General features: G+C 66.5%; 27 protein-coding genes. 11 read left to right on the top strand and 16 right to left on the bottom strand.

What is annotated here, in order from left to right; all coding sequences use genetic code 11:
• Nucleotides 1-94: 94 nt before the first annotated feature.
• Nucleotides 95-526, top strand: a complete 432-nt coding sequence (locus Q0316_RS10835) for an Hpt domain-containing protein (protein ID WP_298672184.1) — start codon at nucleotides 95-97, stop codon at nucleotides 524-526.
• 48 nt (nucleotides 527-574) lie between these two features.
• Here Q0316_RS10835 and bfr read toward each other — a convergent pair whose 3' ends face one another.
• The 7 genes from bfr to Q0316_RS10800 all read right to left on the bottom strand — a co-directional run bounded on the left by bfr (nucleotide 575) and on the right by Q0316_RS10800 (nucleotide 6,856).
• A complete protein-coding gene (bfr, locus tag Q0316_RS10830; protein WP_298672181.1) occupies nucleotides 575-1,057 on the bottom strand; it encodes a bacterioferritin in 483 nt (160 codons plus the stop codon).
• A 100-nt stretch (nucleotides 1,058-1,157) separates the two neighbouring features.
• On the bottom strand, nucleotides 1,158-1,328 hold the full coding sequence (locus tag Q0316_RS10825) for a (2Fe-2S)-binding protein (RefSeq protein WP_298672178.1): 171 nt from the start codon (nucleotides 1,326-1,328) through the stop codon (nucleotides 1,158-1,160).
• 82 nt (nucleotides 1,329-1,410) lie between these two features.
• The gene (locus Q0316_RS10820) at nucleotides 1,411-2,670 is read right to left on the bottom strand and encodes a DUF418 domain-containing protein (protein ID WP_298672176.1); all 1,260 of its coding nucleotides are present in this window, start codon (nucleotides 2,668-2,670) and stop codon (nucleotides 1,411-1,413) included.
• A complete protein-coding gene (locus Q0316_RS10815; protein ID WP_298672174.1) occupies nucleotides 2,667-3,119 on the bottom strand; it encodes a hypothetical protein in 453 nt (150 codons plus the stop codon). The genes Q0316_RS10820 and Q0316_RS10815 overlap by 4 nt, the downstream gene beginning before the upstream one ends.
• Nucleotides 3,120-3,215: 96 nt before the next feature.
• Complete coding sequence (locus tag Q0316_RS10810) at nucleotides 3,216-4,193, bottom strand: cation diffusion facilitator family transporter (RefSeq protein ID WP_298672171.1); 978 nt, start codon at nucleotides 4,191-4,193, stop codon at nucleotides 3,216-3,218.
• Nucleotides 4,193-5,848: a DNA repair protein RecN gene (recN, locus tag Q0316_RS10805; RefSeq protein ID WP_298672168.1), complete on the bottom strand. Its 1,656-nt coding sequence runs from the start codon at nucleotides 5,846-5,848 to the stop codon at nucleotides 4,193-4,195. Before recN ends, Q0316_RS10810 begins: the two co-directional genes overlap by 1 nt.
• Before the next feature lie 75 nt (nucleotides 5,849-5,923).
• Complete coding sequence (locus tag Q0316_RS10800) at nucleotides 5,924-6,856, bottom strand: outer membrane protein assembly factor BamD (protein ID WP_298672167.1); 933 nt, start codon at nucleotides 6,854-6,856, stop codon at nucleotides 5,924-5,926.
• 101 nt (nucleotides 6,857-6,957) lie between these two features.
• On the opposite strand from Q0316_RS10800, the gene Q0316_RS10795 reads away from it, so the two are divergent.
• Together Q0316_RS10795 and Q0316_RS10790 are read left to right on the top strand one after the other, a co-directional pair.
• A complete protein-coding gene (locus Q0316_RS10795) occupies nucleotides 6,958-7,800 on the top strand; it encodes a phosphoheptose isomerase (RefSeq protein ID WP_298672164.1) in 843 nt (280 codons plus the stop codon).
• A 145-nt stretch (nucleotides 7,801-7,945) separates the two neighbouring features.
• A complete protein-coding gene (locus tag Q0316_RS10790; protein ID WP_298672162.1) occupies nucleotides 7,946-8,569 on the top strand; it encodes a PEPxxWA-CTERM sorting domain-containing protein in 624 nt (207 codons plus the stop codon).
• A 426-nt stretch (nucleotides 8,570-8,995) separates the two neighbouring features.
• On the opposite strand, the gene Q0316_RS10785 is transcribed toward Q0316_RS10790, so the two are convergent.
• The 8 genes from Q0316_RS10785 to aroQ form a co-directional block, all read right to left on the bottom strand.
• A complete protein-coding gene (locus Q0316_RS10785; RefSeq protein ID WP_298672159.1) occupies nucleotides 8,996-9,541 on the bottom strand; it encodes a hypothetical protein in 546 nt (181 codons plus the stop codon).
• On the bottom strand, nucleotides 9,541-11,745 hold the full coding sequence (purL, locus tag Q0316_RS10780) for a phosphoribosylformylglycinamidine synthase subunit PurL (RefSeq protein WP_298672157.1): 2,205 nt from the start codon (nucleotides 11,743-11,745) through the stop codon (nucleotides 9,541-9,543). The genes Q0316_RS10785 and purL overlap by 1 nt, the downstream gene beginning before the upstream one ends.
• A gap of 70 nt (nucleotides 11,746-11,815) precedes the next feature.
• Nucleotides 11,816-13,246 carry a phospholipase D-like domain-containing protein gene (locus Q0316_RS10775; RefSeq protein ID WP_298672155.1) on the bottom strand — a complete coding sequence of 477 codons (1,431 nt, stop codon included), beginning with the start codon at nucleotides 13,244-13,246 and terminating at the stop codon, nucleotides 11,816-11,818.
• Nucleotides 13,243-13,563 carry an arsenate reductase family protein gene (locus Q0316_RS10770; protein WP_298672153.1) on the bottom strand — a complete coding sequence of 107 codons (321 nt, stop codon included), beginning with the start codon at nucleotides 13,561-13,563 and terminating at the stop codon, nucleotides 13,243-13,245. Before Q0316_RS10770 ends, Q0316_RS10775 begins: the two co-directional genes overlap by 4 nt.
• A 193-nt stretch (nucleotides 13,564-13,756) precedes the next feature.
• On the bottom strand, nucleotides 13,757-14,446 hold the full coding sequence (locus Q0316_RS10765; RefSeq protein WP_298672152.1) for a hypothetical protein: 690 nt from the start codon (nucleotides 14,444-14,446) through the stop codon (nucleotides 13,757-13,759).
• Between the two features lie 208 nt (nucleotides 14,447-14,654).
• Nucleotides 14,655-16,004 (bottom strand): acetyl-CoA carboxylase biotin carboxylase subunit, encoded by a 1,350-nt coding sequence (gene accC / locus Q0316_RS10760; RefSeq protein ID WP_298672150.1) that lies wholly within the window; start codon nucleotides 16,002-16,004, stop codon nucleotides 14,655-14,657.
• 112 nt (nucleotides 16,005-16,116) lie between these two features.
• Nucleotides 16,117-16,599 (bottom strand): acetyl-CoA carboxylase biotin carboxyl carrier protein, encoded by a 483-nt coding sequence (accB, locus tag Q0316_RS10755; RefSeq protein WP_298672145.1) that lies wholly within the window; start codon nucleotides 16,597-16,599, stop codon nucleotides 16,117-16,119.
• 41 nt (nucleotides 16,600-16,640) lie between these two features.
• The gene (gene aroQ / locus Q0316_RS10750; RefSeq protein ID WP_298672142.1) at nucleotides 16,641-17,075 is read right to left on the bottom strand and encodes a type II 3-dehydroquinate dehydratase; all 435 of its coding nucleotides are present in this window, start codon (nucleotides 17,073-17,075) and stop codon (nucleotides 16,641-16,643) included.
• 74 nt (nucleotides 17,076-17,149) lie between these two features.
• Between aroQ and thiS the strand changes: the two genes are divergently transcribed.
• The 3 genes from thiS to Q0316_RS10735 all read left to right on the top strand — a co-directional run bounded on the left by thiS (nucleotide 17,150) and on the right by Q0316_RS10735 (nucleotide 18,754).
• Nucleotides 17,150-18,145: a sulfur carrier protein ThiS gene (gene thiS / locus Q0316_RS10745; protein ID WP_298672140.1), complete on the top strand. Its 996-nt coding sequence runs from the start codon at nucleotides 17,150-17,152 to the stop codon at nucleotides 18,143-18,145.
• A 93-nt stretch (nucleotides 18,146-18,238) separates the two neighbouring features.
• Nucleotides 18,239-18,439 (top strand): CsbD family protein, encoded by a 201-nt coding sequence (locus Q0316_RS10740; RefSeq protein WP_298672138.1) that lies wholly within the window; start codon nucleotides 18,239-18,241, stop codon nucleotides 18,437-18,439.
• A gap of 111 nt (nucleotides 18,440-18,550) precedes the next feature.
• On the top strand, nucleotides 18,551-18,754 hold the full coding sequence (locus tag Q0316_RS10735; protein WP_298672135.1) for a hypothetical protein: 204 nt from the start codon (nucleotides 18,551-18,553) through the stop codon (nucleotides 18,752-18,754).
• A gap of 134 nt (nucleotides 18,755-18,888) precedes the next feature.
• Here the strand turns inward: Q0316_RS10735 and Q0316_RS10730 are convergent, their stop codons facing one another.
• Nucleotides 18,889-20,538, bottom strand: coding sequence for a thiamine pyrophosphate-binding protein (locus Q0316_RS10730; protein ID WP_298672132.1), 1,650 nt, complete (start codon nucleotides 20,536-20,538; stop codon nucleotides 18,889-18,891).
• Nucleotides 20,539-20,607: 69 nt separating this feature from the next.
• Between Q0316_RS10730 and Q0316_RS10725 the strand changes: the two genes are divergently transcribed.
• From Q0316_RS10725 to Q0316_RS10705, 5 genes are all read left to right on the top strand, one after another.
• Nucleotides 20,608-21,564: an SMP-30/gluconolactonase/LRE family protein gene (locus tag Q0316_RS10725; protein ID WP_298672129.1), complete on the top strand. Its 957-nt coding sequence runs from the start codon at nucleotides 20,608-20,610 to the stop codon at nucleotides 21,562-21,564.
• 45 nt (nucleotides 21,565-21,609) lie between these two features.
• Complete coding sequence (locus Q0316_RS10720) at nucleotides 21,610-22,263, top strand: HAD-IA family hydrolase (RefSeq protein WP_298672127.1); 654 nt, start codon at nucleotides 21,610-21,612, stop codon at nucleotides 22,261-22,263.
• Between the two features lie 113 nt (nucleotides 22,264-22,376).
• On the top strand, nucleotides 22,377-23,084 hold the full coding sequence (locus tag Q0316_RS10715; RefSeq protein ID WP_298672125.1) for a CoA transferase subunit A: 708 nt from the start codon (nucleotides 22,377-22,379) through the stop codon (nucleotides 23,082-23,084).
• 74 nt (nucleotides 23,085-23,158) lie between these two features.
• Entirely contained in the window at nucleotides 23,159-23,971 is an 813-nt protein-coding gene (locus tag Q0316_RS10710) for an HAD family acid phosphatase (protein ID WP_298672288.1), read from the top strand.
• Between the two features lie 3 nt (nucleotides 23,972-23,974).
• On the top strand, nucleotides 23,975-24,365 hold a 391-nt coding region (locus Q0316_RS10705), incomplete at its 3' end, for a CoA-transferase (protein WP_298672123.1).

Raw genomic sequence — 24,365 nt, 5'->3', positions numbered from 1 at the left:
TTCACCGCGCTAACCCATGCTTACGCGGTGTTTACGAACGTGGGTTAATGACGGCGCCGGACGCCGCGATCGAAGCGCGAGCATGGAGGGGCAAGTGACGATCGAAAGCTCCACGCTGGTCGATTGGAACATTTTCGCACGCGCGCGCACCGAATTGGGCGCGGGCTTCATCCGCATTCTCGGTTATTTCCGCGAAGACGGGGTGAAATCGGTCGATGCGCTTGAGCGGGCGGCGCAAAATCATAATGCCGCCGCGATGGTGATTCCGGCGCACACGCTGAAAGGCGAATCGCTGCAATTCGGGGCGGAGCCGCTTGCGGCGCTTGCCGAATCAATCGAGCTTGCCGCGCGCTATTGCGTCGAAACGCGTGATGCGCCGACCGGGCTGATCGAGCATATCGTCAAGCTGCGGCCATTGTTCGATCAAACGCTGGCGTTGCTCGAACAGGAGGCCAATCCGCTGGTCGAGCGGCGCTCAGGCGGGTTTGGCCGTCGTGCGGGCCTGAACGGCTACGGCCACGAATAAGGCGCTCGTCCGCGCCCATCGCGGGCGCGGAGAGGTGTGTTCGGACGTTCAGCCGTCCTGCTCGCTCTTGGCATTGAGCTGGATGTAATTCTGGATGCCCATCCGCTCGATCATGTCGAACTGGCGCTCCAGCGTATCGACATGTTCTTCCTCGCTTTCGAGGATCTTGGTGAACAGATCGCGGCTGACGTAATCCTTCGCTTCCTCGCAATAAGCGATCGCGCCCTTGAGCTGCGCGACGGCCTCCTCCTCCAGCGCAAGATCGGACTTCAGCACTTCTTCGACGGTTTCGCCGATGCGCAGCCGTCCGAGCAACTGGAAATTGGGCAAGCCATCGAGGAACAGGATTCGCTCCGCCAGCCAGTCGGCGTGCTTCATCTCGTCGATGGATTCGTGGCGTTCGAACTCGGCGAGCTTCTTGACGCCCCAATGATCGAGCAGGCGGTGATGCAACCAATATTGGTTGATGGCGGTCAGCTCATTCTTCAGCGTCTCGTTGAGCAGTTCGATGACGCGCGCGTCGCCCTTCATTGATCCATAACTCCGTTTGTCGTGGCTGTTTTACGCCCCGATGGGCAGCCACGGCAACCGGGAAAATGGCGGATTTCTGCGGATTTCGTTGCTGCGACTGTTACGCAGCAGCGCGTTCTTCGTCGATAATGGCTCGCGCGAACGTGACGCATTGGCCGCATTTCGGCTGGCGACCGAGCGAGCGATAAGCCTGGCAGGTCGTCTTCGACCCGGTTCGCGCCGCTTCGCGTACTTCACTCTCACGGATGGCATTACAAACGCAGACAACCATGCGAATCTCCCTCGCTCGGCATGGATTTAATGTTATTGCGATGCGCTCGCAAGTGCTTTTGCGGATGGTTCGCAATTACAGGTCAGGCGCGTCGCCGCAACGCCTGCCAGCGCCCGCGCGCCATGCTGCGCCACAGCCATTCGCACGGGCCATAAGCGAATCGCCCCAGCCACGGCGCCGACCACAGCAGCATCGCGATCCACACCGCCGCCACGACGGGATAGAGCTGCCACCGCTCAAGCCGACCGAACCAGCCAAGGCCGTAACCGTAGAACAGCAGGGTGCAGACGATACTGGTGGCGAGATAGTTGCTGAACGCCATGCGCCCGGCGGCGGCGATCCGCGTCGTCAGCCACTGCACCCGCCCCGAAGTGACGAACAGGATAACGAACGCGGCGTGCGCGATCGCAAGCCATGGGCGCAGCAGAACGAGGTGCAGCGGTTCGCTCAGCATCAGCACGATCGGGTCGAAGCGCGTGCGCGTCAGCCAGCCGGCAAGTGCGATATAAAGCGGGAGCGTGAGCGCATATCCGCCGATCGCCACACCCCAATAAGCGCGCCGCGACCATGCGCCGGAGAAGAAGCCGGTGCGGAACAGCGCCATGCCGAGCAGCATCAGGCCGAGCGTTTCCGGCAGTATCGCCGGCATGACCTGTGTTTCGAGATGGAATGCCGTGCTCGCGCGGGCGCGGGCGATCGTGGGCCAGTCGCCGCGATAGGTCGCGATCTCCTCGGCGGCGGGCGGGTGCGCTGGCACCAGCGCCGCGCGATAGCTTGTCCATTGCGCCCGTGTCGTCTCGTTCGCGTCGGGCGCATTGGCGACCGACTCGAACCGCCGCGTGTCGATATAACCGAGCGCACCGAACGCGAGTTGCCACAGCAGCAGCCCGGCCCCGACGCCGACCAGCAGCCGCACGGGCCAGCGCCACATCGGGAACAGCAGCGCGCCGCAGATCGCGTAGAGCGTCAATATATCGCCCGCCCAGATCAGCCAGGCGTGAACGAGCCCGATCGCCAGCAGGCTAGCCATCCGCGCATAATGCACCCGCGCCGGGCTGTCGCCGCTCGCCAGCGCGCGCTCCGCGATCAGCAGGGTCGATGCGCCGAACAGCATCGCGAACAGGCCGCGCATCTTGCCGTCGGCGAGGACGAAGACGATGGCCCAGCTCAACCAGTTCGCGCCTGTCGCGCCGCCGGCGAAATTGGGATCGACATAGGCGTAGGCGGGGAGCGCGAAGGAAACGATGTTGAGCAGCAATATGCCCATCACCGCGACGCCGCGCACCGCGTCCAGCGTCGCGATACGCGGCGGCGGGGGGGCCGCGCCGGGGAGCGGGATCACCGCCGTGCGATAAACGCGATCGGCAGGCCGACCAGCACGATATGGCAGAACAATTGCGTTTCAACCGCGAGCGTTGACGGCATCACGCCGAAACGCAGCGGCACGACGACGAGGTTCATCGCCGCGAAGGTGATGAGGCCATAAGCGACCCCCGCGACAACCGGCTGGCGCCGCAGCCATGACAGGCGATCCGCCGCGAGGACGAATGCCGCCGCCATCACCGCCATCAGCGTGAAATGCACCGCAAGCCCGAGTAGCGCGACCGGAAGCCCGCGCACCGGCACGCCCGGAAACGGCCCGGACGCGACATAAGCGAGCATCTCGGACACCGTGCGCCGGCCCGCAAGCAGCGTCAGCCCGGTTGCCGCGAGGATATCGAGCGTTCCGGCCACCAGCGTCGCGCGGATGATGCGGGTGATGGGGGGAAGCGTCGCGCGGGCTTGCTGCATGTAATCGCCTGCCTTCTCTGGTGCGACCGACGGCATAGATTGCCGGCGGCGGATTGCCAATTCGCCAGTGGATGCGTTTCCCTGGCCGGGCCACGTTCAGACGATCGCGGCGCTCGCCAGCCCGCATTCAGCCTCGCCCGTCTCGATCTGGATCGTCGCGTGGCCGATCCCGAAGCGTTGGTGGAGCATGGCCTGCGCGGCATGGAGGAATTCGTCGCCCGGATGCCCGGCGGGGATTTGCAGATGCGCGGTCAACCCCGGCTCGGTGGTCGACATCGGCCAGATGTGGAGATCGTGGACATCGCTCACACCCGGCAGCGCGGCAAGCGCGGTCGCCACGCCATCGTAATCAATGCCGCGCGGCACGGCGGCGAGCGCCATCTCCACCGTTTCGCGCAACAGGCCCCATGTCTGCCAGAAGATCAGTGCGGCGATCAGCAGGCTGACGGCGGCGTCGATCCATCCCGCGCCGGTCAGCCAGATCACGATGCCCGCCACCACCACGCCCGCCGAGACCATCGCGTCCGCCGCCATGTGGAGATAGGCGCCACGGATATTGGCATCGCCCTTGCGCCCCGAGGCGAACAGCAGCGCGGTGCCGGCGTTGACCAGAATTCCGATCCCCGCGACCCAGGATACCGTCAGCCCGGAGATCGGCTCCGGCTCGCCGAAACGCTGCACCGACTCGAGCACGATCGCGCCGAGCGCCACGAGTAGCAACAGCCCGTTGGCGAGCGCGGCGAGGATCGTCGATCCCTTCAGCCCGTAGGTGAACCGCTTCGATGGCGGGGTGCGCGCCAGCGCCGCGCCGCCCCACGCCACCGCGAGGCCAAGCACATCGGACAGATTGTGCCCGGCATCGGCGAGCAGCGCGACCGAATTGGTCAACAGCCCGGCGATCGCCTCCGCGATCAGATAGGCGAGATTTAGCCCGATCCCGATCGCGAAGGCGCGATCCCAGCGCGCTGGCGGGGCGTGATGGTGGTGGCTGTGGCCGTGGTCATGGCTATGCCCGCCGCCATGGTCATGCGAATGATCGTGTCCGTGTCCGTGTCCGTGATGATGCAGCCCCATCAGGCAGCCTCCAGCAATCGTTCGGCCTGCGCGCGCGCCTCGTCGGTGATCGTCGCGCCCGAGAGCATTCGCGCGATTTCCTCACGCCGATCGCCATCGTCCAGCGCGGTGACGCCGGTGCGTGTGACGATCCCGTCGTGGCGCTTGGCGATCAGCAGATGCGCCGCGCCGCGCGCCGCGACCTGCGGGCTGTGCGTCACGACAAGCAATTGCGCGTGGCCGGCGAGCCGCGCCAGCCGATCGCCGATCGCAGAGGCGACCGCGCCGCCCACGCCGCGATCAATTTCGTCGAACACCATCGTCGCCGCGCCGCCTTCCGCCGCCAGCGCGACCTTGAGCGCGAGGATGAAGCGCGAAAGCTCGCCGCCGCTGGCGATGCGGATCAGCGGCGCGAAGGGCGCGCCGGGGTTGGTCGCGATCTCGAACTCCACGCGATCCTTGCCCGCCGCGCCCCAGCCATCGGGGGCGGCGGGGGCGATCGCGGTGCGGAAACGCGCGGCATCGAGCTTGAGCGGGGCGAGTTCGCCCGCCACCGCGGCATCGAGCCGGGCGGCGGCGGCGGCGCGCGCTTCGCTCAACGCGGCGGCGGCGGCGTCATAATCGCGCGACGCCCGCGCGACGCGCGCCTCCAGCGCGGCGATGCCCTCCTCACCGGCGTTGAGCCGGGACAGGCGCCCGCGCAATTCGTCGGCCAGCGCGGCGAGATCATCGGGCTGAACACGATGCTTGCGCGCGAGGGCGCGCAGCTCGAACAGCCGCGCCTCGTCATCCTCCAGCGCGCGCGGATCATAGGCCAGCGCGATCCGCGCATCATGCAGCCGTTCCTCAACTGTCGCCGCTTCGGAAAGCGCGCGGTCGATCGCGGTGAGCGCGTCGGCCAGCGCGGCGTGATCGGGGGCGATCCGCTCCAGCACTCGTGCCGCCTGCCGCAGATGCGCGAGCGCGCCGTCCGATCCCTCAAGATGATCGGCGATCGCGCCCAGATCCTCGGCGACCTTCGCCGCGCGCTGCATCGAGCGGCGCTTGTCCGCCAGCGCCTGTTCCTCGCCCGGTTCGGGGGCGAACGCATCCAGCTCGCTCACCGCATGTTCGAGCCATTCGCGATCGCGCGCGGCGGTGTCGATCTCCGCGCGCGCGGCGGCCAGCGCATCCTCCGCCGCGCGCCGCTGTGCCCAGGCGGCACTGGCGGCGGCGGTGTCGATCCGCCCGAACGCGTCGAGCAATGCGCGGTGCCCGGCGGGCGCGAGCAGCCCGCGATCGTCGTGCTGGCCGTGAATCTCGACCAGCAGCGCGCCGATCTCGCGCAGCAAGGCGGCGGAGGCGGGCTGATCGTTGATGAAGGCGCGGCTGCCGCCATCGGCCTTCACCGTGCGGCGGATGATGAGCGGCTCGCCCGGCTCGGCTGCGAATCCGTTGGTGTCGAGCAGGCGCAGCGCTTCGGCGGGGGGATCGAAACTGGCGGTGACCGATGCCTGAGCGGCGCCGTGGCGCACCAGCCCGCTATCGGCGCGCTGGCCCAGCGCAAGCCCGAGCGAATCGAGCAGGATCGACTTGCCCGCGCCCGTCTCCCCGGTCAGCACGCCAAGGCCAGCGCCGAATTCGAGATCGAGCGCCTCGATCAGCACCACGTCGCGAATGGACAGCGCCGTCAGCATCGCGCGCGGCCATGCGCGCGCCGCCCCGGCGAATGGCCAGACCGGGCGGCAGCGATCCGCGCCCGGATCATGCCATCAGTTTCCCGGCGTGGCGGAAGACGGGCTCGCCGGTGTCGGCGTGCCGGGCGCTTCCACCGCGGGCGCGGCGGATGGCGCGGCGGTGCCCGGCGCCGCGGCTGGCGCGGTAGCCACCGGCACGATCGGCTGGCCGCGCGGGATCGGCGCGATCGTCGCGGGCGGATATTCCTTCGTCAGCTTATATGCGCGGGCATACCAGTCTGTGCCGGGATAGTTCGCGCCGAGCACGGCGGCGGCCTTCTCCGCCTCGTTGCGCACGCCGAGCGCGAGATACGTCTCGGTCAGCCGCATCAGCGCCTCGGGCGTGTGGGTGGTCGTCTGATATTCGTCGATCACCTTGCGGAAGCGCAGCGTCGCGGCGAGCCACTGCCCGCGCCGTTCGTAGAAGCGCCCGATCTCCATTTCCTTGCCGGCAAGGTGATCGCGGACCAGATCGACCTTCAGCCGCGCATCGGCGGCATAGCGCGAATTGGGGTAGCGGCGGATCAGCTCGCCCAATGCGTCCTGCGCCTGCGAGCTGATCTTCTGATCGCGCGTCACGTCGCTGATCTGCTCATAATAGCACAGCGCGATCAGATAATAAGCGTAAGGCGCATCCTTGTTGCCCGGATGGACCGAGATGAAACGCTGCGCCGACTGGATCGATTCGGTGTAGCTGCGCGCGAGATAGTGGCTGAACGCCCCCATCAATTGCGCGCGGCGCGCCCAGATCGAATAGGGGTGCTGCCGCTCAACCTCGTCGAACAGCGCGGCGGCTTCCTTGTAGCGATGCTGATCGAGCCGGTTCTTCGCGGCGGTATAAAGCGTCCCCACGTCGCGCGCGACATAGGGCAGATCGCCCTTGGCGCGATTGCGGGCGCAGCCGGCGATCGGAATGGCGAGAGCGGCGACCAGCGCCAATGCCAGCGGACGAGAGAAATGGGTACGCATCTGCAACGCCTTTAGCCTATGCCCGCCGCCGCGAACAACGGGGAAACGCATTCGATGCGACGCGCGTTGAATGCTGGTGATCGAGCTATTCGGAGAAGAACATGACTGCGACCTTGCTGGCGACGAAACGCGTCGAAAAGCCGTGGGGGCGCCATCAGCTCTATCCGGGCTTTCCCGATCCAGCGCCCGGCGGCGAGCCGATCGGCGAAGTGTGGTTCCAGTCGCCGCACCCGCAAGAGCCGGAATTGCTCATCAAATATCTGTTCACCAGCGAAAAGCTTTCGGTGCAGGATCATCCTTCCGATGCCGAGGCGCGCGCGCGCGGATTGCCGCGCGGCAAGGACGAATGCTGGGTGGTGCTATCCGCCGAACCCGATTCGACGATCGCGATCGGGCCGAAGGCGCCACTGACCGCCGGTGAACTGCGCGAAAGCGCGCTCGACGGGTCGATCGAGGGCAAGCTCGACTGGAAGCCGGTGAAGGCGGGCGATTTCTATTATTCGCATTCCGGCGTGATCCACGCGATCGGCGCCGGGCTGACCGTGATCGAGGTGCAGCAGAACGCAGACATCACCTATCGCCTCTATGATTATGGCCGGGGGCGGGAATTGCATCTCGATGATGGCGTGGCGGTGGCCGATCTCGATCCATGGACCGCGCCGCCGATGCCGGGCGAGGTGTCGCCGGGGCGCACGATATTGGTGGAGGGGCCGAAATTCGTGCTGGAGCGCTGGACCGGCGGCGATCGGGAAATCCCGCTGCCAGAGGGGAGGGCGGGGTGGCTGGTGCCGATCAGCGGCGCGGGCGTGATCGGCGGCGTGGCGTTTCGCCCGGGCGAATGCGTGATGGTGTCCGGCAGGGAGGAACTGCGCGCCGAGGCCGGAAGCGATCTGCTGTTCGCTTATCCGGGGACGCGGCGGATAGCGGCGGCGACTGTCGGTTAAGGATATGCCGTCCCGAAACAGGATTCATTGTAAGAAATTGCAACGTGAACGAATCATTAAGTCCCGGTAAAAGGCCCGTATACACACGCCATATATCGAAAAGTTTGGGTCGCTTTTGCATATACGCGATTGCAGGAGATTCGGGATGTTTACGAAATTTGGGGGCGCCGCGACGCTGGCTGTTTCCGCACTGATCGCCGCAGCGCCGGCACAGGCGGCCACGGTGTTTCAGTCGAACTTCCAGGGGGCGACTTTCACGCTGACCCAGAACAGCGCCACGAGCGCGACGTTCGACATCGCGGGCGTTAACAACCTGACCGGCAACTGGTCGACCGCCTCGTTCCTTGGCGCCTTTTCGTTCAACGGGCTCGGTGTCAGCGCGGCGACGGCGACCTTGCTCGGCGGCGGTTCGACCACCAACTCGCAAAGCGGCGGCCTCAATGCGAATGGCTGCAACGGCAACGGCGCCGGCTTCATCTGCTTCGATCTTTCGCCGAACGTGGCGATCGCGGGCAAGAACAATCTGACGTTCGATCTCCTCGCCACCAGCGGGATTTTCAATATCTCCGCGCCGCACCTGAAGATCCTGTGGTCGAACAGTGCATCGAGGGACAATAAGGTTGGCGATTTGTATTCGCAGGATCTGAAGTTCGTCGGGAATGTCGGCGGCGTGCCGGAACCGGCGACCTGGGCGATGATGATCTTCGGCTTCGGTGCCGTAGGCGGCATGATGCGAATCCGCCAGCGCAAGGTGCGTTACGCGGTCTGAGCGATCGCGATCATCCACGCAAAAAAGGCGCCGGTCGGAATACGACCGGCGCCTTTTTTGCGTCTCGATAATGCCGAGCGGGGCGGCGGGCCAACGATCATTCTGGCCCAGGCCCGATGCACCTGCCAAATCTCCCTCGCGATCGGGCTGGCGAGCGAGCGATCGAAGTGCGCGTCAGAGCGGTTTTCGATCCGATTGCATCGGATCGCCGCTCAACTTTCCTTTGTTCGCCGCGATTTTACGAGCCAGCAGGTGATTCCACCTGCCTTGAAATCGCGCTAGGGCCAATCGACATTCAGGTCAGGTCGAGCCGAAAATGGTGGTTTCTCGTGACCCGCAAGCGCAGCGTACTAAAGGTACGTGAGCACCGAAAAGCACGGGAAACCGCCATTTGCAGGCCGGCATGGGTTGAATGTCGCGTCGTCCCTAGCGCTGTCTGTTCTGCGCCTTCTCGAACATCTCCAGCCGCTCGCGATCCTCGTTCGAGACGAATTCGCACGCCAGCATCGTCCGGCCCTTGAGCCCCGGTCCCTGCCGCGCGACGATCGAAACCAGGCCCGTGCCCTTCATCGGTTGCTCGGCATCGGGCAGCGCGCGCGCGAAGCCGAGCGAGGATGCGCCGAGCAGATGCGTCGTTTCCGGGGAGAGGTGATAGGTCTCGGCCAGTTTCGCCGCCACCTCTCCGGCGATCAGCACGCCATAGGCGGAGCCGGCGAACAACACGTCCTGCGTGGTGAAGCCATCGCGCGTGATCGGCGCGGGGAGGTGATAGACCGCCCCGCCCAGCCCGGACGTGTCGGCTTTCCCCAGCTTCTCCGCCGCGTGATAAAGCGCGGTTGCGCCGTCGATCGAATAGGGCGGCTGGCAGATCGCGCCGCCGAAGAAATCGGGCTGCGCGGCTTCCTCGGCGCCCGCTGGCATCGCCGTGCTCGCGAGCGTCGCGAGCATGGCGATGCGAAGCGCCGCGGGCATCACGCCTGCATCAGCTTGGGGAAGAAGCCTTCGTGCGCCGCGCGCAGCACATCCAGCGCCACCACGTCGTCGCGATTGGGGCGTTCGAAGATCAGGCGCTTGCCGCCGGTGCGGCCCAGCGGCTCGGCCTCCACGCCCGCCTCATGCGCGGCGGCGAGGAAATCGGCCAGCGCATGATCGTGGACGGTCACGACATAGACACCCTGATCCTCCGCGAAGAACGATTCGGCGCAACCGAACGGCTGCTTGCGGTCGATCATCGCGCCGATATCGCCCGCGAGCGCCATTTCAGCGAGCGTCACCGCGATGCCGCCATCGGATACGTCATGCACCGCCGAAAGCTGGCCCGCCTGAATCCCCGTGCGAATGAGATCGCCCGTCGCCTTCTCCCGCGTGAGGTCGACGCGCGGCGGCGGGCCTTCCTCGCGGCCATGGCATTCGCGCAGCCACAGGCTCTGCCCGAGATGCCCGTGGCGCGTGCCGATCGCGAGGATCACGTCGCCCGATCCCTTGAACGCGATCGTTGCTGATTTCGTCCAGTCCTTCAGGATGCCGACGCCGCCGATCGCGGGGGTGGGCAGGATCGCGGAGCCGCCGCCGGTAGCCTTGCTTTCGTTGTAAAGGCTGACGTTGCCCGAGACGATCGGGTAATCCAGCGCGCGGCACGCCTCGCCCATGCCTTCGAGGCAGCCGACGATCTGGCCCATGATCTCGGGCCGCTGTGGATTGGCGAAATTGAGGCAATTGGTGATGGCAAGCGGGGTCGCGCCCACCGCGGTCAGGTTACGCCAGGTTTCGGCCACGGCCTGTTTGCCGCCCTCCACCGGGTCCGCGAAGCAATAGCGCGGGGTGCAATCGGTGGTGATGGCGAGGCCCTTGTCGGTGCCGTGAACGCGCACCACCGCCGCGTCGCCACCGGGGCGCTGCGCGGTGTCCGCGCCGACCATGTGATCGTATTGCTCCCAGATCCAGCGGCGGCTGGCGATATCGGGCGAGCCCATCAGCGTGACGAGATCGGCGGCGATATCCTCAGTCTGCGGCACGTTCACCAGCGCCTTCGCCGGCGGGGTGGGGACGTGCGGGCGATCGTAGAGCGGCGCTTCGTCGGCGAGCGGCCCGAGCGGAATGTCGCACACGACATCGCCCTTCCACTTCAGCACCATCCGCCCGGTATCGGTGACATGGCCGATCACCGCGAAATCCAGCTCCCACTTGCGGAAGATCGCCTCCGCCTCGGCCTCGCGACCGGGCTTCAGCACCATCAGCATCCGCTCCTGCGATTCGGAAAGCATCATCTCATAGGGCGTCATGCCGGTTTCGCGCTGTGGCACATCGTCCATGACCAGTTCGATGCCGACGCCGCCCTTCGACGCCATCTCGACGCTCGACGAGGTTAGCCCCGCCGCGCCCATGTCCTGGATCGCAACGATCGCGTCGGATGCCATCAGCTCAAGGCAGGCTTCGATCAGCAGCTTTTCGGTGAAGGGATCGCCCACCTGCACGGTGGGGCGCTTCGCATCCGCATCCTCGCCGAAATCCGCGCTCGCCATCGTCGCGCCGTGGATGCCGTCACGCCCGGTCTTGGAGCCGACATAGACGATCGGATTGCCGACGCCCGAGGCAGCGGAGTAGAATATCTTGTCGGTATCGGCGATGCCCACCGTCATCGCGTTGACGAGGATGTTGCCATCATAGGCGGGGTGAAAATTCACCTCGCCGCCCACCGTCGGCACGCCGACGCAATTGCCATAGCCGCCGATGCCGTGGACGACGCCCGAAATCAGGTGGCGCATCTTGGGATGATCGGGCCGCCCGAAGCGCAAGGCGTTCATATTGGCGATCGGCCGCGCGCCCATCGTGAACACATCGCGCAGGATGCCGCCCACGCCGGTCGCCGCGCCCTGATATGGCTCGATGTAGCTCGGATGGTTGTGGCTCTCCATCTTGAAGATCGCCGCCTGCCCGTCGCCGATGTCGATCACGCCGGCATTCTCGCCGGGGCCGCAGATCACCCATGGCGCCTCGGTCGGCAGCTTCTTCAGGTGGATGCGGCTCGATTTGTAGCTGCAGTGCTCGGACCACATCACCGAGAAGATGCCCAGTTCCACCATGTTGGGCGCGCGGCCCAATGCGTGGAGCAGCCGGTCATATTCCTGCGGGGAGAGGCCGTGCTCGGCAACGATCTCGGGCGTGATCTGGGTCATGCCAGCGCCCTTAAGGCGCGAAGCCGATCGGAACAACACCGGGATGGCGCGATCGGGGATCGAAACGGCGTTATCGCCACAAATTCGCGCGGCGCCCCAGCCGCCGCAGCAGCCCGCGCTTCGACAGCGGCTCGAACATCTCCGCCGGGCCTTCGGGATCGAGCACCTCATTATCGGCGAGCCATTTCTCCACCGCGTCGAGATCGGGCACCTTATAGGGGATCAGCGTTCGCCCCGCACCGCGCAGCGCCTCGATCGTGGCGATCAGCCCCTTGTCCGCGATTCCCGCGGCGATTTCGGCGGGATCGCGGCCAAGGTGCTCGGCGATCAGCCCGTCGCGGATCTGGGCGATGCGCGGGCCATCGTCGACGATCGTAACGTCGCATTCGGTGTCGAGCCGGAGCGAGCGATTGTTGAAGTTCGACGAGCCGACGCGGATCACCGCCTCGTCGATTACCAGCACCTTGGCATGAACATAGATCGCCCGGCCCGATGCGGCGATCGGGTGATACATGCGCAGCCGGTCATGCCGGTCGTGCCGCTTCAGCGCCTGGAACAGCCGCGCGCGGGCCGTATCCATCGCGATCGGCTCCAGCCAGCCCTGCGCCACGACCGGGTTGATGATGACGATCTCCGGCCCATCCGCCTGGGCGAGCCGCGCGGCGATCGCCTCCGCCACGCGGCGCGATGCGAAATACTGGCTTTCGGCATAGATGCGCCGTTTCGCGCGGTGGATCAGATGGACGTAAAGCCGCTCGATCTCGCGAATTTCGGGCTGTTCGCGGTAATGCGGCTGGGTTCGCGAAATGGCGACATCGGTGTCGATGAAGTCGGGCGCGAGGCTTGGCGGCCAGCAATCGTCGTGGGTTGGCGGTGGTGCGACGGGCGCGCCACCCGCGAGCCGCCACCGCTCGCGGCACAATTCGCCAAGTGCTGCGGCGACCGGCCCGGCCAGCGCGGTGGTGGCGTCATGCCAGGGTTTGTAGGGCTTGCCGCGCGGGGTGATGCGGTGCGGGTCGCCATCCAGATGCGCGCGGGTATCCCAGCGGGCATCGGTCATGTCGATCCCGCCGCAAAAGGCGATCGAATCGTCGATCACCACGATCTTCTGGTGCTGCGAGGCGGCGATCGGATGGTAATTATCGAGCTTCAGATGGATGCGCCGCCGCGCGAAACGCCATTTGGTGAGCGTCCACAAGGTCTTGCCGCGAAACAGCGTTTTCAGCGCGCCCTTGTCCCAGCGCAGGATATAGACTTCCAGCCCCGGCGTGCGATCGACCAGCCAGCCGATGAACTCGCCCACCGTTACCGGCGCATCCGGCTGGTCATCGTCCCACACCAGCCGAATGCGGGCGTCGAAATCCCAGCCGACCAGCAGGATCTGGTGCCGCGCGCGTTGCATCGCCTCCCATGCGGCGCGGAAATAATCCGCCGCGTCGATCACCACCGTCGCGCGCCCGGCACGCGCGGCGCGCCACCGGGTCGCGCCGGGAAGCGTCACAATATCTCGTGCACGCGTTCAGGCGGGCGGGCGAGGACGACGCCCTTTTCGGTTTCGACCACGGGGCGTTCGATCAGCGCGGGGTTCGCCACCATCGCATCCAGCGCCGCGTCGTCGCTGGCGAGCGCCGGCGCATCCTTGCGCATCGCCTCGCGCGGCGCGATTCCGCCGCGCGCATAGACGCGCGCCAGTTCCTCGCGCGTCGGCCCGGCCTTCAGATATTCGACGATGGTGACATCGGCCCCGGCCTCGTTGAGCAGGGCGAGCGTCTCGCGTGATTTGGAGCAGCGCGGATTGTGCCAGATGGTTGCCTTCATATTTTCTTTCTAGGGTCCAAACTCGACCAGGACAACGCCGTGACGGAGCGGATTGTGGTGCCAGGCAAGGAGCAAGGAGGGAGCGATGCTCAAGCATTGTGACCGAAGCAGCGACGCCGCATGGCGCCGCAATCCGCCCGCCGCATAGCGGTCGCGCGGAGAAGCGGGCTTCTCCGCGCGATCACGGGGCTGTCTAAACTAGCCGGACGCGCGGTCCACCCTTCAGCGCACGTGCGCGCGCGACCCAGAAAGCGAGCGCGGCGAGCAGCGCATAAGCGACCAGCGCGAGTAAAGGTTGCGACGCGGGCACCGGATTGATCGGGGTGGCTGGCTGCGGTTCCAGCCAGTTGAACGCCTGCAACCCGGCAAGCGTGGCGGCGAGCAGCGCGAGCGATACGCGCCCGCCCGCGCCGCGCGGCTCCGTGCGGGCGGCGTAGAACAGCAGGGCGCCGCCGGTCAGCCCCAGTTCGAGCGGCATTTCGATCGCCGGATGGTTCCACAGCCCGAGGCCATAGCGCGGGCCGGCGCCGAGCAATGTCAGATCGGGCGCGTGGACCAGCAGATCGAGCAACCAGTGCGATGCCACCACCGCCGCGCCGATCGCCGCCGCCGGCCAGCTACCGCCCAACAATCGCGTGCCGACCGCCCAGGCCGCCGCGAAGCCCAGCGCGCCGATCAGGCTGTGCGTATAGGGCATGTCGTACAGGTCCATCGCGTTCATCGCGGTGAAGCCGGGCACGGCGCGCATATGTTCGATGCCGATCAGGACGAAGCCGAAGAAGGCGATGTCGATCAGTTGCGCGGCGACGAACAGCGCGCCCAGTCGTTGCGCCTTCGGGCTGGTCGCGGCGATGAAAGCCGGTGCGTAATGGCCGATGAACATGCGCTGCTCCCCCCAAGCCGACCGGGCCGACCGCCGATCGTTGCCCAACGCCCCCGGCGATGCAAGCAATCTCCCCGCCAGCGAAGGCGGGGGGAGAAAGGCGAAAGAATGGAGGCTGTGCCCGAAGCATCATGCGCCGGGCAGCGCATGTTCCGTGAAGCGAACCATCGGGCGGCGAGGCGAAGGGGCGATCGCCGCCCGACGGCGATTATTGCTGCTCGGCCAGCCACTCCTCCAGCCATTTGATCGTATAGTCGCCCTGCTGGAAATCGGGATCGTCGAGCAGCGCCTGATGCAGCGGGATGGTGGTCTTCATCCCGTCGACCACGAATTCCCTGAGCGCGCGGCGCAGGCGGCGCAGCGCGCCCTGCCGCGTGGTGCCATAGACGATCAGTTTGGCGATCATGCTGTCGTAATAAGGCGGCACGCGATAGCCCGCGTACAGCCCCGAATCGACGCGGACATGCATCCCGCCCGGCGCGTGGAACTGCTTCACCAGCCCCGGCGAGGGCGCGAAGGTGCGCGGGTCTTCCGCGTTGATGCGGCATTCGATCGCATGGCCGCGAATCTGCACGTCCTGCTGGCGCAGCGTCAGCGGATGGCCTTCGGCGATGCGGATCTGCTCGCGCACCAGATCGAGGCCGGTCACCATTTCGGTGACGGGATGCTCGACCTGAAGGCGGGTGTTCATTTCGATGAAATAGAACTCGCCGGCCTCCCACAGGAATTCGATCGTGCCCGCGCCGCGATAGCCCATGTCGGCCATCGCCTTGGAAACGATCCCGCCCATCCGCGCGCGCTCGGCTTCGGAGATGACGGGGGAGGGAGCCTCCTCAAGCACCTTCTGGTGGCGGCGCTGGAGCGAACAATCGCGCTCGCCGAGATGGATCGCATTGCCGTTGCCGTCGCCGAACACCTGAAATTCGATGTGGCGCGGGTTGCCGAGATATTTCTCCATATAGACGGTGGCGTCGCCGAACGCCGCCTTCGCCTCGCTGCCGGCCTGCTGCATCAGCGTTTCGAGCTGGTCCTCGTCCGGCACCACCTTCATGCCGCGCCCGCCGCCGCCCGACGCGGCCTTGATGAGCACCGGATAGCCGATTTCGGCGGCGAGCTTCTTCGCCTCCTCCACATCGGTGATCGCGCCGTCCGAACCGGGGACGAGCGGCATACCCAAAGCGCCGGCGGTGCGCTTGGCTTCCACCTTGTCGCCCATCGTGCGGATATGTTCGGGCTTGGGGCCGACGAAGATCAGCCCGTGCGCCTCGACGATTTCCGCGAACTTGGCGTTTTCGGAAAGGAAGCCATAGCCCGGATGGATCGCGTCCGCGCCGGAGATTTCGGCGGCGGAAATGATGTTCGGGATGTTGAGATAGCTTTCGGCGGCGGACGGCGGCCCGATGCAGATCGCCTCATCGGCCAGCCGCACGTGCATCGCATCGGCATCGGCGGTGGAATGGACCGCGACCGTCTTGATGCCCATTTCATGGCACGCGCGATGGATGCGGAGCGCGATCTCGCCGCGATTGGCGATCAGCAGTTTCTTGATCTGGGGCATGAATCCGAAGCCTAGATAGCCACCGTTCGGGCTGAGCTTGTCGAAGCCCTGCCTTTCCTCGCCGCGAAGGGCAGCCCTTCGACAGGCTCAGGGCGAACGGTGGAAAAGAGTGTCACTCGACGACGACCAGCGGCTGATCGAATTCGACCGGCTGGCCGTTTTCGACCAGCACCGCCTTCACCGTGCCGGCGGCGGGCGCCAGGATCGGGTTCATCACCTTCATCGCCTCGACGATCAGCAACGTGTCCCCCGCCTTCACCTGCGCGCCGACCGAAACGAACGGCGCGGCGGCGGGATCGGCGGCGAGATAGGCGGTGCCGACCATCGGCGAACGCACCGCATTGGCGTGGCTCGGCGCGGCTGGTGCCTCGGCGGCAACGGTGGGTGCTGCGTGCGGCGCCGGCGCGACGACGGGCGCGGGGGCGTAGTGCATCGCCGGCGCGGTGGCGGCGGCCTTGCGCGCGACGCGGATTTTGCGATCGCCTTCTTCCACCTCGATCTCGGTGAGGTGGGTCGCGTCGAGCAATTCGGCGAGCTGGCGCACCAGCCCGACATCGACCTTCATCGCGCCTTTGTTATCTTCACTGTCAGCCATGTGACCAATTTTCCCCTGGGAATTTCAGGGCGCGCGCTCTGTCAGAACCGCGCCGCTGCTTCAAGCGCGAGCATATAGGACATTGCGCCGAAACCGGCGATCGTGCCCTTCGCGGCGCGCCCGACGAAAGAGATATGGCGGAATTCCTCCCGCGTGTGTGGATTGGACAGGTGCACCTCGATCACCGGGGTCCGCACCGCCTTGATCGCGTCATAAAGCGCGATCGAGCTGTGGGTGAAGGCCCCGGCATTGAGGATCACGGCTTTCGCGTCATGCGCCTGTGCTTCATGCAGCCAATCGACGAGGTGCCCCTCGTGGTTCGATTGGCGCATGTCGATTTCCAGCCCCAGTTCGCGTCCGCGATCCTCCAGCCGCCCGGCGATATCGTCGAGCGTGTCATGCCCGTAAATCTCCGGCTCGCGCGTGCCGAGCAGGTTGAGATTGGGGCCGTTGAGGACATAGACGAGGCTGCTCATCGCCGCCCTTGTCGCATTGCCGCACGCCAAGCGCAACATTGCCCCTGCCGCATGACCGCCCTAGATGGCGCGGCATGACGCATATCGACGGCACAATTTCGATCACCGTGAACGGCGAGCATCGCCGCGTCGCGGCCGGCCTGACGCTCGCGGGCCTCGCCAGTGAACTTGGTTTTCCGCCGGAGAAAGTGGCGGTCGAGCGCAATCTGGTGGTGGTGCCGCGCTCGACATTGGGCGCGGTGCAACTGGCGGATGGCGATGAGCTGGAGATCGTGCATTTCGTCGGCGGCGGCGATCATTCGGGCGACACATGGTCGGTGGCGGGGCGGACATTCCGGTCGCGGCTGATCGTCGGCACGGGCAAATACAAGGATTTCGCGCAGAACGCCGCCGCGCTGGAGGCATCGGGGGCGGAGATCGTCACGGTCGCGGTGCGGCGCGTCAACGTCAGCGATCCCAAGGCGCCGATGCTCACCGATTTCATTGATCCCAAGAAGATCACCTATCTGCCGAACACCGCCGGTTGCTTCACCGCCGACGACGCGATCCGCACCTTGCGGCTGGCGCGCGAGGCGGGGGGCTGGGATCTGGTGAAGCTGGAGGTGCTGGGCGAGGCGCGCACGCTTTATCCCGATATGGTGGAAACGCTCCGCGCGACCGAGGTGCTCGCGAAGGAGGGCTTCCTGCCGATGGTCTATTGCGTCGACGATCCGATCGCGGCGAAGCGGCTGGAGGATGCGGGCGCGGTGGCGATCATGCCGCTGGGCGCGCCGATCGGCTCTGGCCTCGGCATCCAGAACGAGGTGACGATCCGCCTGATCGTGGAGGGCGCGGGCGTGCCGGTGCTGGTCGATGCCGGGGTGGGGCAGGCGTCGGACGCGGCGCGTGCGATGGAGCTTGGCTGCGATGGCGTGTTGATGAACACCGCGATCGCCGAGGCGAAAGACCCGATCCTGATGGCGGCGGCGATGAAGGCGGCGGTGGAAGCCGGGCGGCTGAGCTATCGCGCGGGCCGGATGGGGAAGCGCCGCTATGCCGATCCGTCGAGCCCGCTCGCCGGGCTGATCTGAGGCGCGACGACCCGAGGAACCGCGCGCCGGATGGTCCGTTGGCTTTCCATGGATGCCGCCCCCGTGCGCGGCATTTCCCGCAGGAGACCGGACATGGGCGAGTTGATCGACAGGATCAAAGGCGATGTGAACGAGGCGGTCGGCAAGGCGAAGCGGGCGATGGCGGAGAAGGATTCCGCCGCCCGCGCCGACAAGGATGCGAAGCCGGCGGTCGAGCGCGCCGCGCAGGAAGTGAAAAGCAAATCCCGCCAGTTCATCGGCAGGGTGAAGGCCGCACTAGGCGACGATTTCTGACCGCCATCTGATCGCGGCGATGCAAATGGCGGCGCGTGAACGGGGGGGCGCTTGCGGCGGTGGCGCATTAATATGCGCGCAGAGGGTCAGGGGAGAGGGGGGGCAATACCGATGACCGCTGACGAGTTTCGCGCGGCGCGTGCGTCATTCGGCATCTCCGCCGAGGCGCTCGCGCGCATCCTCAAGGTGCAAGGGAGCAGGACCATCTACAAATGGGAGCGCGGCGAGTGCGCCGTCCCCGGCCCCGTCGCCGTCCTCGTCACCGCGATGCTGGAGAGCGAGGACGTGCGGGCATATTTTGGCCTCGCCCGATAATCACGCATCGCCTGATGCGCCCGATATCGAAGCGGTGCCCGGTGATGCTCCAGCGGAATTGATCGACACGGTAGGGCTGCATGGTTGGCCCATTTCGCTTCGGTTACGACCTCGCAGGGCAGGGCGGCCCTGCCCTACCGCCTCGCGATCGCCGAAAGCGTCGTGCCGGCGGTGATCTGCTCGATATCGGTTTTCACATGGAGCAGCCTGACGCCGCGTTCGGCCAGCGCGCGATCCAGCGCGGGGGCGAAGTCGGCTGTGCGCGTCACGGTTTCGCTCCATCCGCCATAGGCGCGCGCGAGCAGGGCGAAATCGGGGTTGGCGAGCCGGGTGGCGGAGATGCGCCCCGGAAACTCGCGCTCCTGATGCATACGGATCGTGCCGTAAGCGCCATTGTCGACGAGAATCACCAGCAGGTTCGCGCCATGCTGCACGGCGGTCGCCAGTTCCTGCCCGTTCATCAGGAAATCGCCATCACCCGCCAGCGCGACGACCATCCGTTCCGGGTGGCGCAATGCCGCCGCGATCGCCGCAGGCACGCCATAGCCCATCGCCCCGGCGGTCGGCGCGAGTTGCGTCCCCGGCCCCGCATAGGGCCAATAGCGGTGCCACCAGCCGGAGAAATTGCCCGCGCCGTTGCAGATGATCGTATCCGCCGGCAGCCGATCACGCATCGCCGAAACGCATGGGCCGAGGTCCATCGAAACGCCCTCGCGCGGGTGCGGCGTGGACCATGCGCGATAATCGGCGTGCGCCGCCGCCGCGTCCGCCCGCGCGGGGGAGTCGATCGCGGCGACCGCGCTGGCGAACCCCGCCATCGACGCGCAGATCGAAAGATCGGTGGCATAGGTCATGCCCAGTTCGTCCGCATCCGGGTGGACGTGGATCAGCTTCTGGCCGGGGTGATCGGGGGTGATGAGCGTATAGCCGTCGGTCGTCGCCTCACCCAGGCGCGCGCCGACGACGAGCAGCAGATCCGCCTCGCGCACCCGCGCCGCCAGCCGGGGGTTGGGGCCATAGCCGAGATTGCCGGCATAGGCCGGGCTGTCGTTGGGCACGGCATCCTGCCGGCGGAACGCGGCGATCATCGGCACGCCCGCGCGATCGGCCCAGGCGGAGAAATCGCGCGCCGCATCATGATCCCATCCGGCGCCGCCGATGATCGCGACCGGACGTTCAGCGGCGGCGAGCAATTCCGCGAGCTGGTCGATCGCCGCCGTGTCGGGCGCCTGCGCGACACGTTCGACGCGCGCGCGGTCTATCGCCTCCACCCGATCGAGCAGCATATCCTCGGGCAGCGCCAGCACCACCGGGCCGGGCCGCCCGTTCATCGCCACGGCATAGGCCCGCGCGACATATTCCGGGATGCGCCGCGCATCGTCGATCCGTGCGGCCCATTTGGCGATTGCGCCGAACATCGCCTCGAAATTGATCTCCTGAAACGCCTCGCGATCACGCGTGCCGCGATCGACATCGCCGACGAACAGGATCATCGGCTGGCTGTCCTGCATCGCGACATGCACCCCGATCGAGGCGTTGGTCGCGCCGGGGCCGCGCGTGACGAAGGCGATGCCGGGGCGATGCGTCAGCGTGCCGTCGGCGCAGGCCATGAAGGCGACGCCGCCCTCCTGCCGGCACGTGACGACCTCGATCGCCGGCGTATCGACCAACGCGTCGAGCACCGCGAGGAAGCTCTCGCCCGGCACGGTGAAGACGCGCTCGCAGCCTTGCGCGACAAGTTGATCGACGAGGATACGCCCCCCGGTGCGGTTCTTGCTCTCCATGCCGCCGGGTCTAGCCGCGCCATCGCGAGGGCGAAAGGGCGGCTATTGCTAAGTCGCTCGCCTTAACCGATGCTCGCCGGCAGAGGATGCAAGGAGAGCGATGGCGTGAGCGATTTCACCCTGGTGGCCGATGGCCTGCGTTTCCCCGAAGGCCCGGTGTGGATGCCCGACGGCAGCATCATCCTGGTCGAGATCGAATCGGGGCGGATCACCCGCATCGCCCCCGATGGGCGCAAGCAGACGGTGGCCGAGCCGGGCGGCGGCCCCAACGGGCTGGCGATCGGGCCGGACGGGATGCTTTATTGCTGCAACAACGGCGGGTTCGAATATCTCGAATCGAACGGCTATCTCGCGCCGCACGGCATCGCGAAAAATTATTCCGGCGGGCGGATCGAGCGGATCGATCCGGTGAGCGGCAAGGTGGAGGTGCTCTACAAATCGGGCGATTTCGGCTGCACCTTGCGCGGGCCGAACGACATCGTGTTCGATTCGCACGGCGGCTTCTGGTTCACCGATCACGGCAAGATCGACTATGCCAGGCGCGCGCATGACATTGTCGGCATCTTCTACGGCAAGGTCGATGGCAGCCATCTGGAGGAGGTGATCTTCCCCTCGAACAATCCCAATGGCTGCGGCCTTTCGCCCGATGGGACGATCCTCTACGCCGCCGAAACCTATACCTGCCGGCTGATGCGTTTCAACATCACCGCGCCGGGCAAGGTCTCGCCCGATGCCGGGCCGGGTGGGCCGGGCATCCCGCTCTATCGCCCCGCCGGTTACAAATTCTTCGATTCGCTGGCGGTGGAGGCATCGGGCAATGTCTGCGTCGCGACGATCGGGGAATGCGGGATCAGCGTGATCTCGCCGGCGGGCGAACTGGTGGAGTTCATCGCGACCGACGATATCTTCACCACCAATATCTGCTTCGGCGGCGCGGACATGATGGATGCGTGGATTACATTGTCCGGCACCGGGCGGCTGGTGAAGACGCGGTGGAAGCGACCGGGGCTACGGCTCGAATATTGATCGGCGGGCTTGCGCGTCGCCTCTCGTCGCGGCACGGAACGGGCGATGAAGCGCGATACAGTGATCTTCGATTTCGGCGGGGTGGTCACCTCCTCCCCGTTCGCGGCGTTCAACCGGCTGGAGCGGGAGCACGGCCTGCCGCGGGATTTTGTCCGCAAGGTCAACGCGCTGTCACCGGATGACAATGCCTGGGCGCGGTTCGAGCGGGCGGAGATCGATTCGGCCGGGTTCGACGCGGCGTTCGCGGCGGAGGCGCGCGCGCTCGGCCATGAATTGCGCGGCAACGATGTGCTCGCGGTGCTCGCCGGGGATATCCGCCCGCGCATGGTCCACGCGCTCGATTGGCTGAAGCGCCACGGCTACCACATCGGCTGCATCACCAATAACGTGCCGGCGGGCGAGGGCGCGGGGATGGAGCGCACGAGCGAACGGGCGATTGCGGTGAGCGAGGTGCTCGCGCGGTTCGATTGCGTGATCGAATCGAGCAGGGTCGGCATCCGCAAGCCCGATCCGCGCATCTATCAGATGATGCTGGCGCATTTTTCCAAACCCGCGTCGGCGTGCGTCTATCTCGACGATCTTGGCATCAACTGCAAACCGGCCGCCGAGCTTGGGATGCACGCGATCAAGGTGACCGGCGAGGCGCAGGCGCTGGACGACCTTGCCGACGCGCTGGGCGTGGAGCGGGGATTGTTCTGAACCGCGCGGCGTGCGCGCCAGACGACAAAGTTGAATAGTCATTCAAGTTGGCTTGCGGTGGCGCGCGTCCCCGGCTAACCCGCCGAGCCGGACGAACGGAGAGTCACCGGCCGATGAAAAAGCTCTACCCCGACGCCGCCGCCGCCCTCGATGGCGTGCTGTTCGATGGCATGACGATCTGCGCGGGCGGCTTTGGCCTGTGCGGCATCCCGGAACGGCTGATCGACGCGATCCTTGGTGCGGGCACCAAAGGGCTGACGATCGCCAGCAACAACGCCGGGATTGATGGCGAGGGGCTGGGCAAGCTGCTGCGCAGCCGGCAGGTGAAGAAGATGATCTCGTCCTATGTCGGCGAGAACAAGGAATTCGAGCGGCAATATCTGGCGGGCGAGCTTGAGGTTGAGTTCTGCCCGCAGGGCACGCTTGCGGAGCGTTGCCGGGCGGGCGGCGCGGGCATCCCCGGCTTCTACACCAAAACCGGCGTCGGCACGCAGGTGGCCGAGGGCAAGGAAGTCAAGCTGTTCGACGGGCAGGAATATATCCTCGAACGCGGCATTCGCGCCGATCTCAGCATCATCAAGGGCTGGAAGGCGGACGAGGCGGGGAATCTGATCTTCCGCAAGACCGCGCGCAATTTCAACCAGCCGATGGCGACGGCGGGCAAGGTGTGCGTCGCCGAGGTGGAGGAAGTGGTGCCGGTCGGCAGCCTCGATCCGGATCATATCCACCTGCCGGGCATCTACGTGAACCGGCTGTTCCTCGGCGCGCCATATGACAAGAGGATCGAATTCCGCACCGTGCGCGAGCGCGCCGCGGCGTGATGCGGCGCGCGGGCCTTGCCGCGCTCGGCCCTGTGCTCGGGCTGGCAGCGTGCGCGACGGCGCCCGTCGCGCCCATGGCGCGCCCTCCCGCGACGGTGGCGCCCGCGCAGATCGCGCCGGGGGTCCAGTATCTCTACGGCTCGGCGGAGGGTGCGGCGATCAGTATCCAGGCGTGGAATGCGCTGGTTGCTTATGCTGCCGGCCAGGTTCGCGCCCGCCCGCGAGACAGCGTGGTGCTGGCCGAAGGTGCGACGCTCGCCGCTCCTGCGTGGGAGTCGTGCGGCGACAAGCCGTTCGCGGCGGTGTTCGACGTGGACGAAACCGTGCTGCTCAACCTCGGCTATGAGGCGGATGACGCGCAGCATCCCGGTCGCGCGTTCGATGCGGCGCGCTGGGATCGGTGGGAGCGCACCGGCATGGGCAAGGTCGCGCCCGTGCCCGGCGCGCGCGATGCGCTCGCCGCGCTGCGTGCGATGGGCGTGACGGTGGTGTTCAACACCAATCGCGCGGCGAAGAACGCCGCCGAAACCGTCGCGACGATCGAGGGCGCGGGGCTCGGGCCGGCGAAGCATAAGGATACGCTTTATCTCGCCGGCGACGACAATACCGGCAGCGCCAAGGACGTTCGGCGGTGGTGGATCGCCGATCGCTTCTGCGTGATCGCGATGGGCGGCGATCAACTCGGCGATTTCAGCGATCTGTTCAACGCGATTTCCAATCCCGCCGCGCGCCGCGCCGCCGCGAGCCAGCCCGCGATCGCGCGGCTGTGGGGGGCGGGCTGGTTCGTGCTGCCCAATCCGGTTTACGGCACCGCGCTGAAGGGCGGCCTCGACGATATTTTTCCCGCAGACAAGCGCTGGCCCGATCCCGGCGCGCGCAAGGAGTAAGCCATGGCCTGGACCCGCGACGAGATGGCGGCGCGCGCCGCGAAGGAATTGCGCGACGGCTTCTACGTCAATCTCGGCATCGGCATCCCGACGCTGGTGGCGAATCATATCCCGGCGGGCGTGGAGGTGACGCTCCAATCGGAAAACGGGATGCTCGGCATCGGGCCGTTCCCGTATGACGATGAGGTTGACCCGGACCTTATCAACGCCGGCAAGCAGACGATCAGCGAACTGCCGCAATCGGTCTATTTCGGCTCGGACCAGAGCTTCGCGATGATCCGCGGCGGGCATATCGACCTCACCGTGCTGGGCGCGATGGAGATTGCAGAGAATGGCGATATCGCCAACTGGATGATCCCCGGCAAGATGATCAAGGGCATGGGCGGCGCGATGG

It is taken from the genome of uncultured Sphingomonas sp. (genome assembly GCF_937871615.1).
Taxonomy (GTDB): Bacteria; Pseudomonadota; Alphaproteobacteria; order Sphingomonadales; family Sphingomonadaceae; genus Sphingomonas.
Note: the sequence above shows the minus strand (reverse complement) of the source record. Positions and strands in the feature narration are given on the sequence as shown.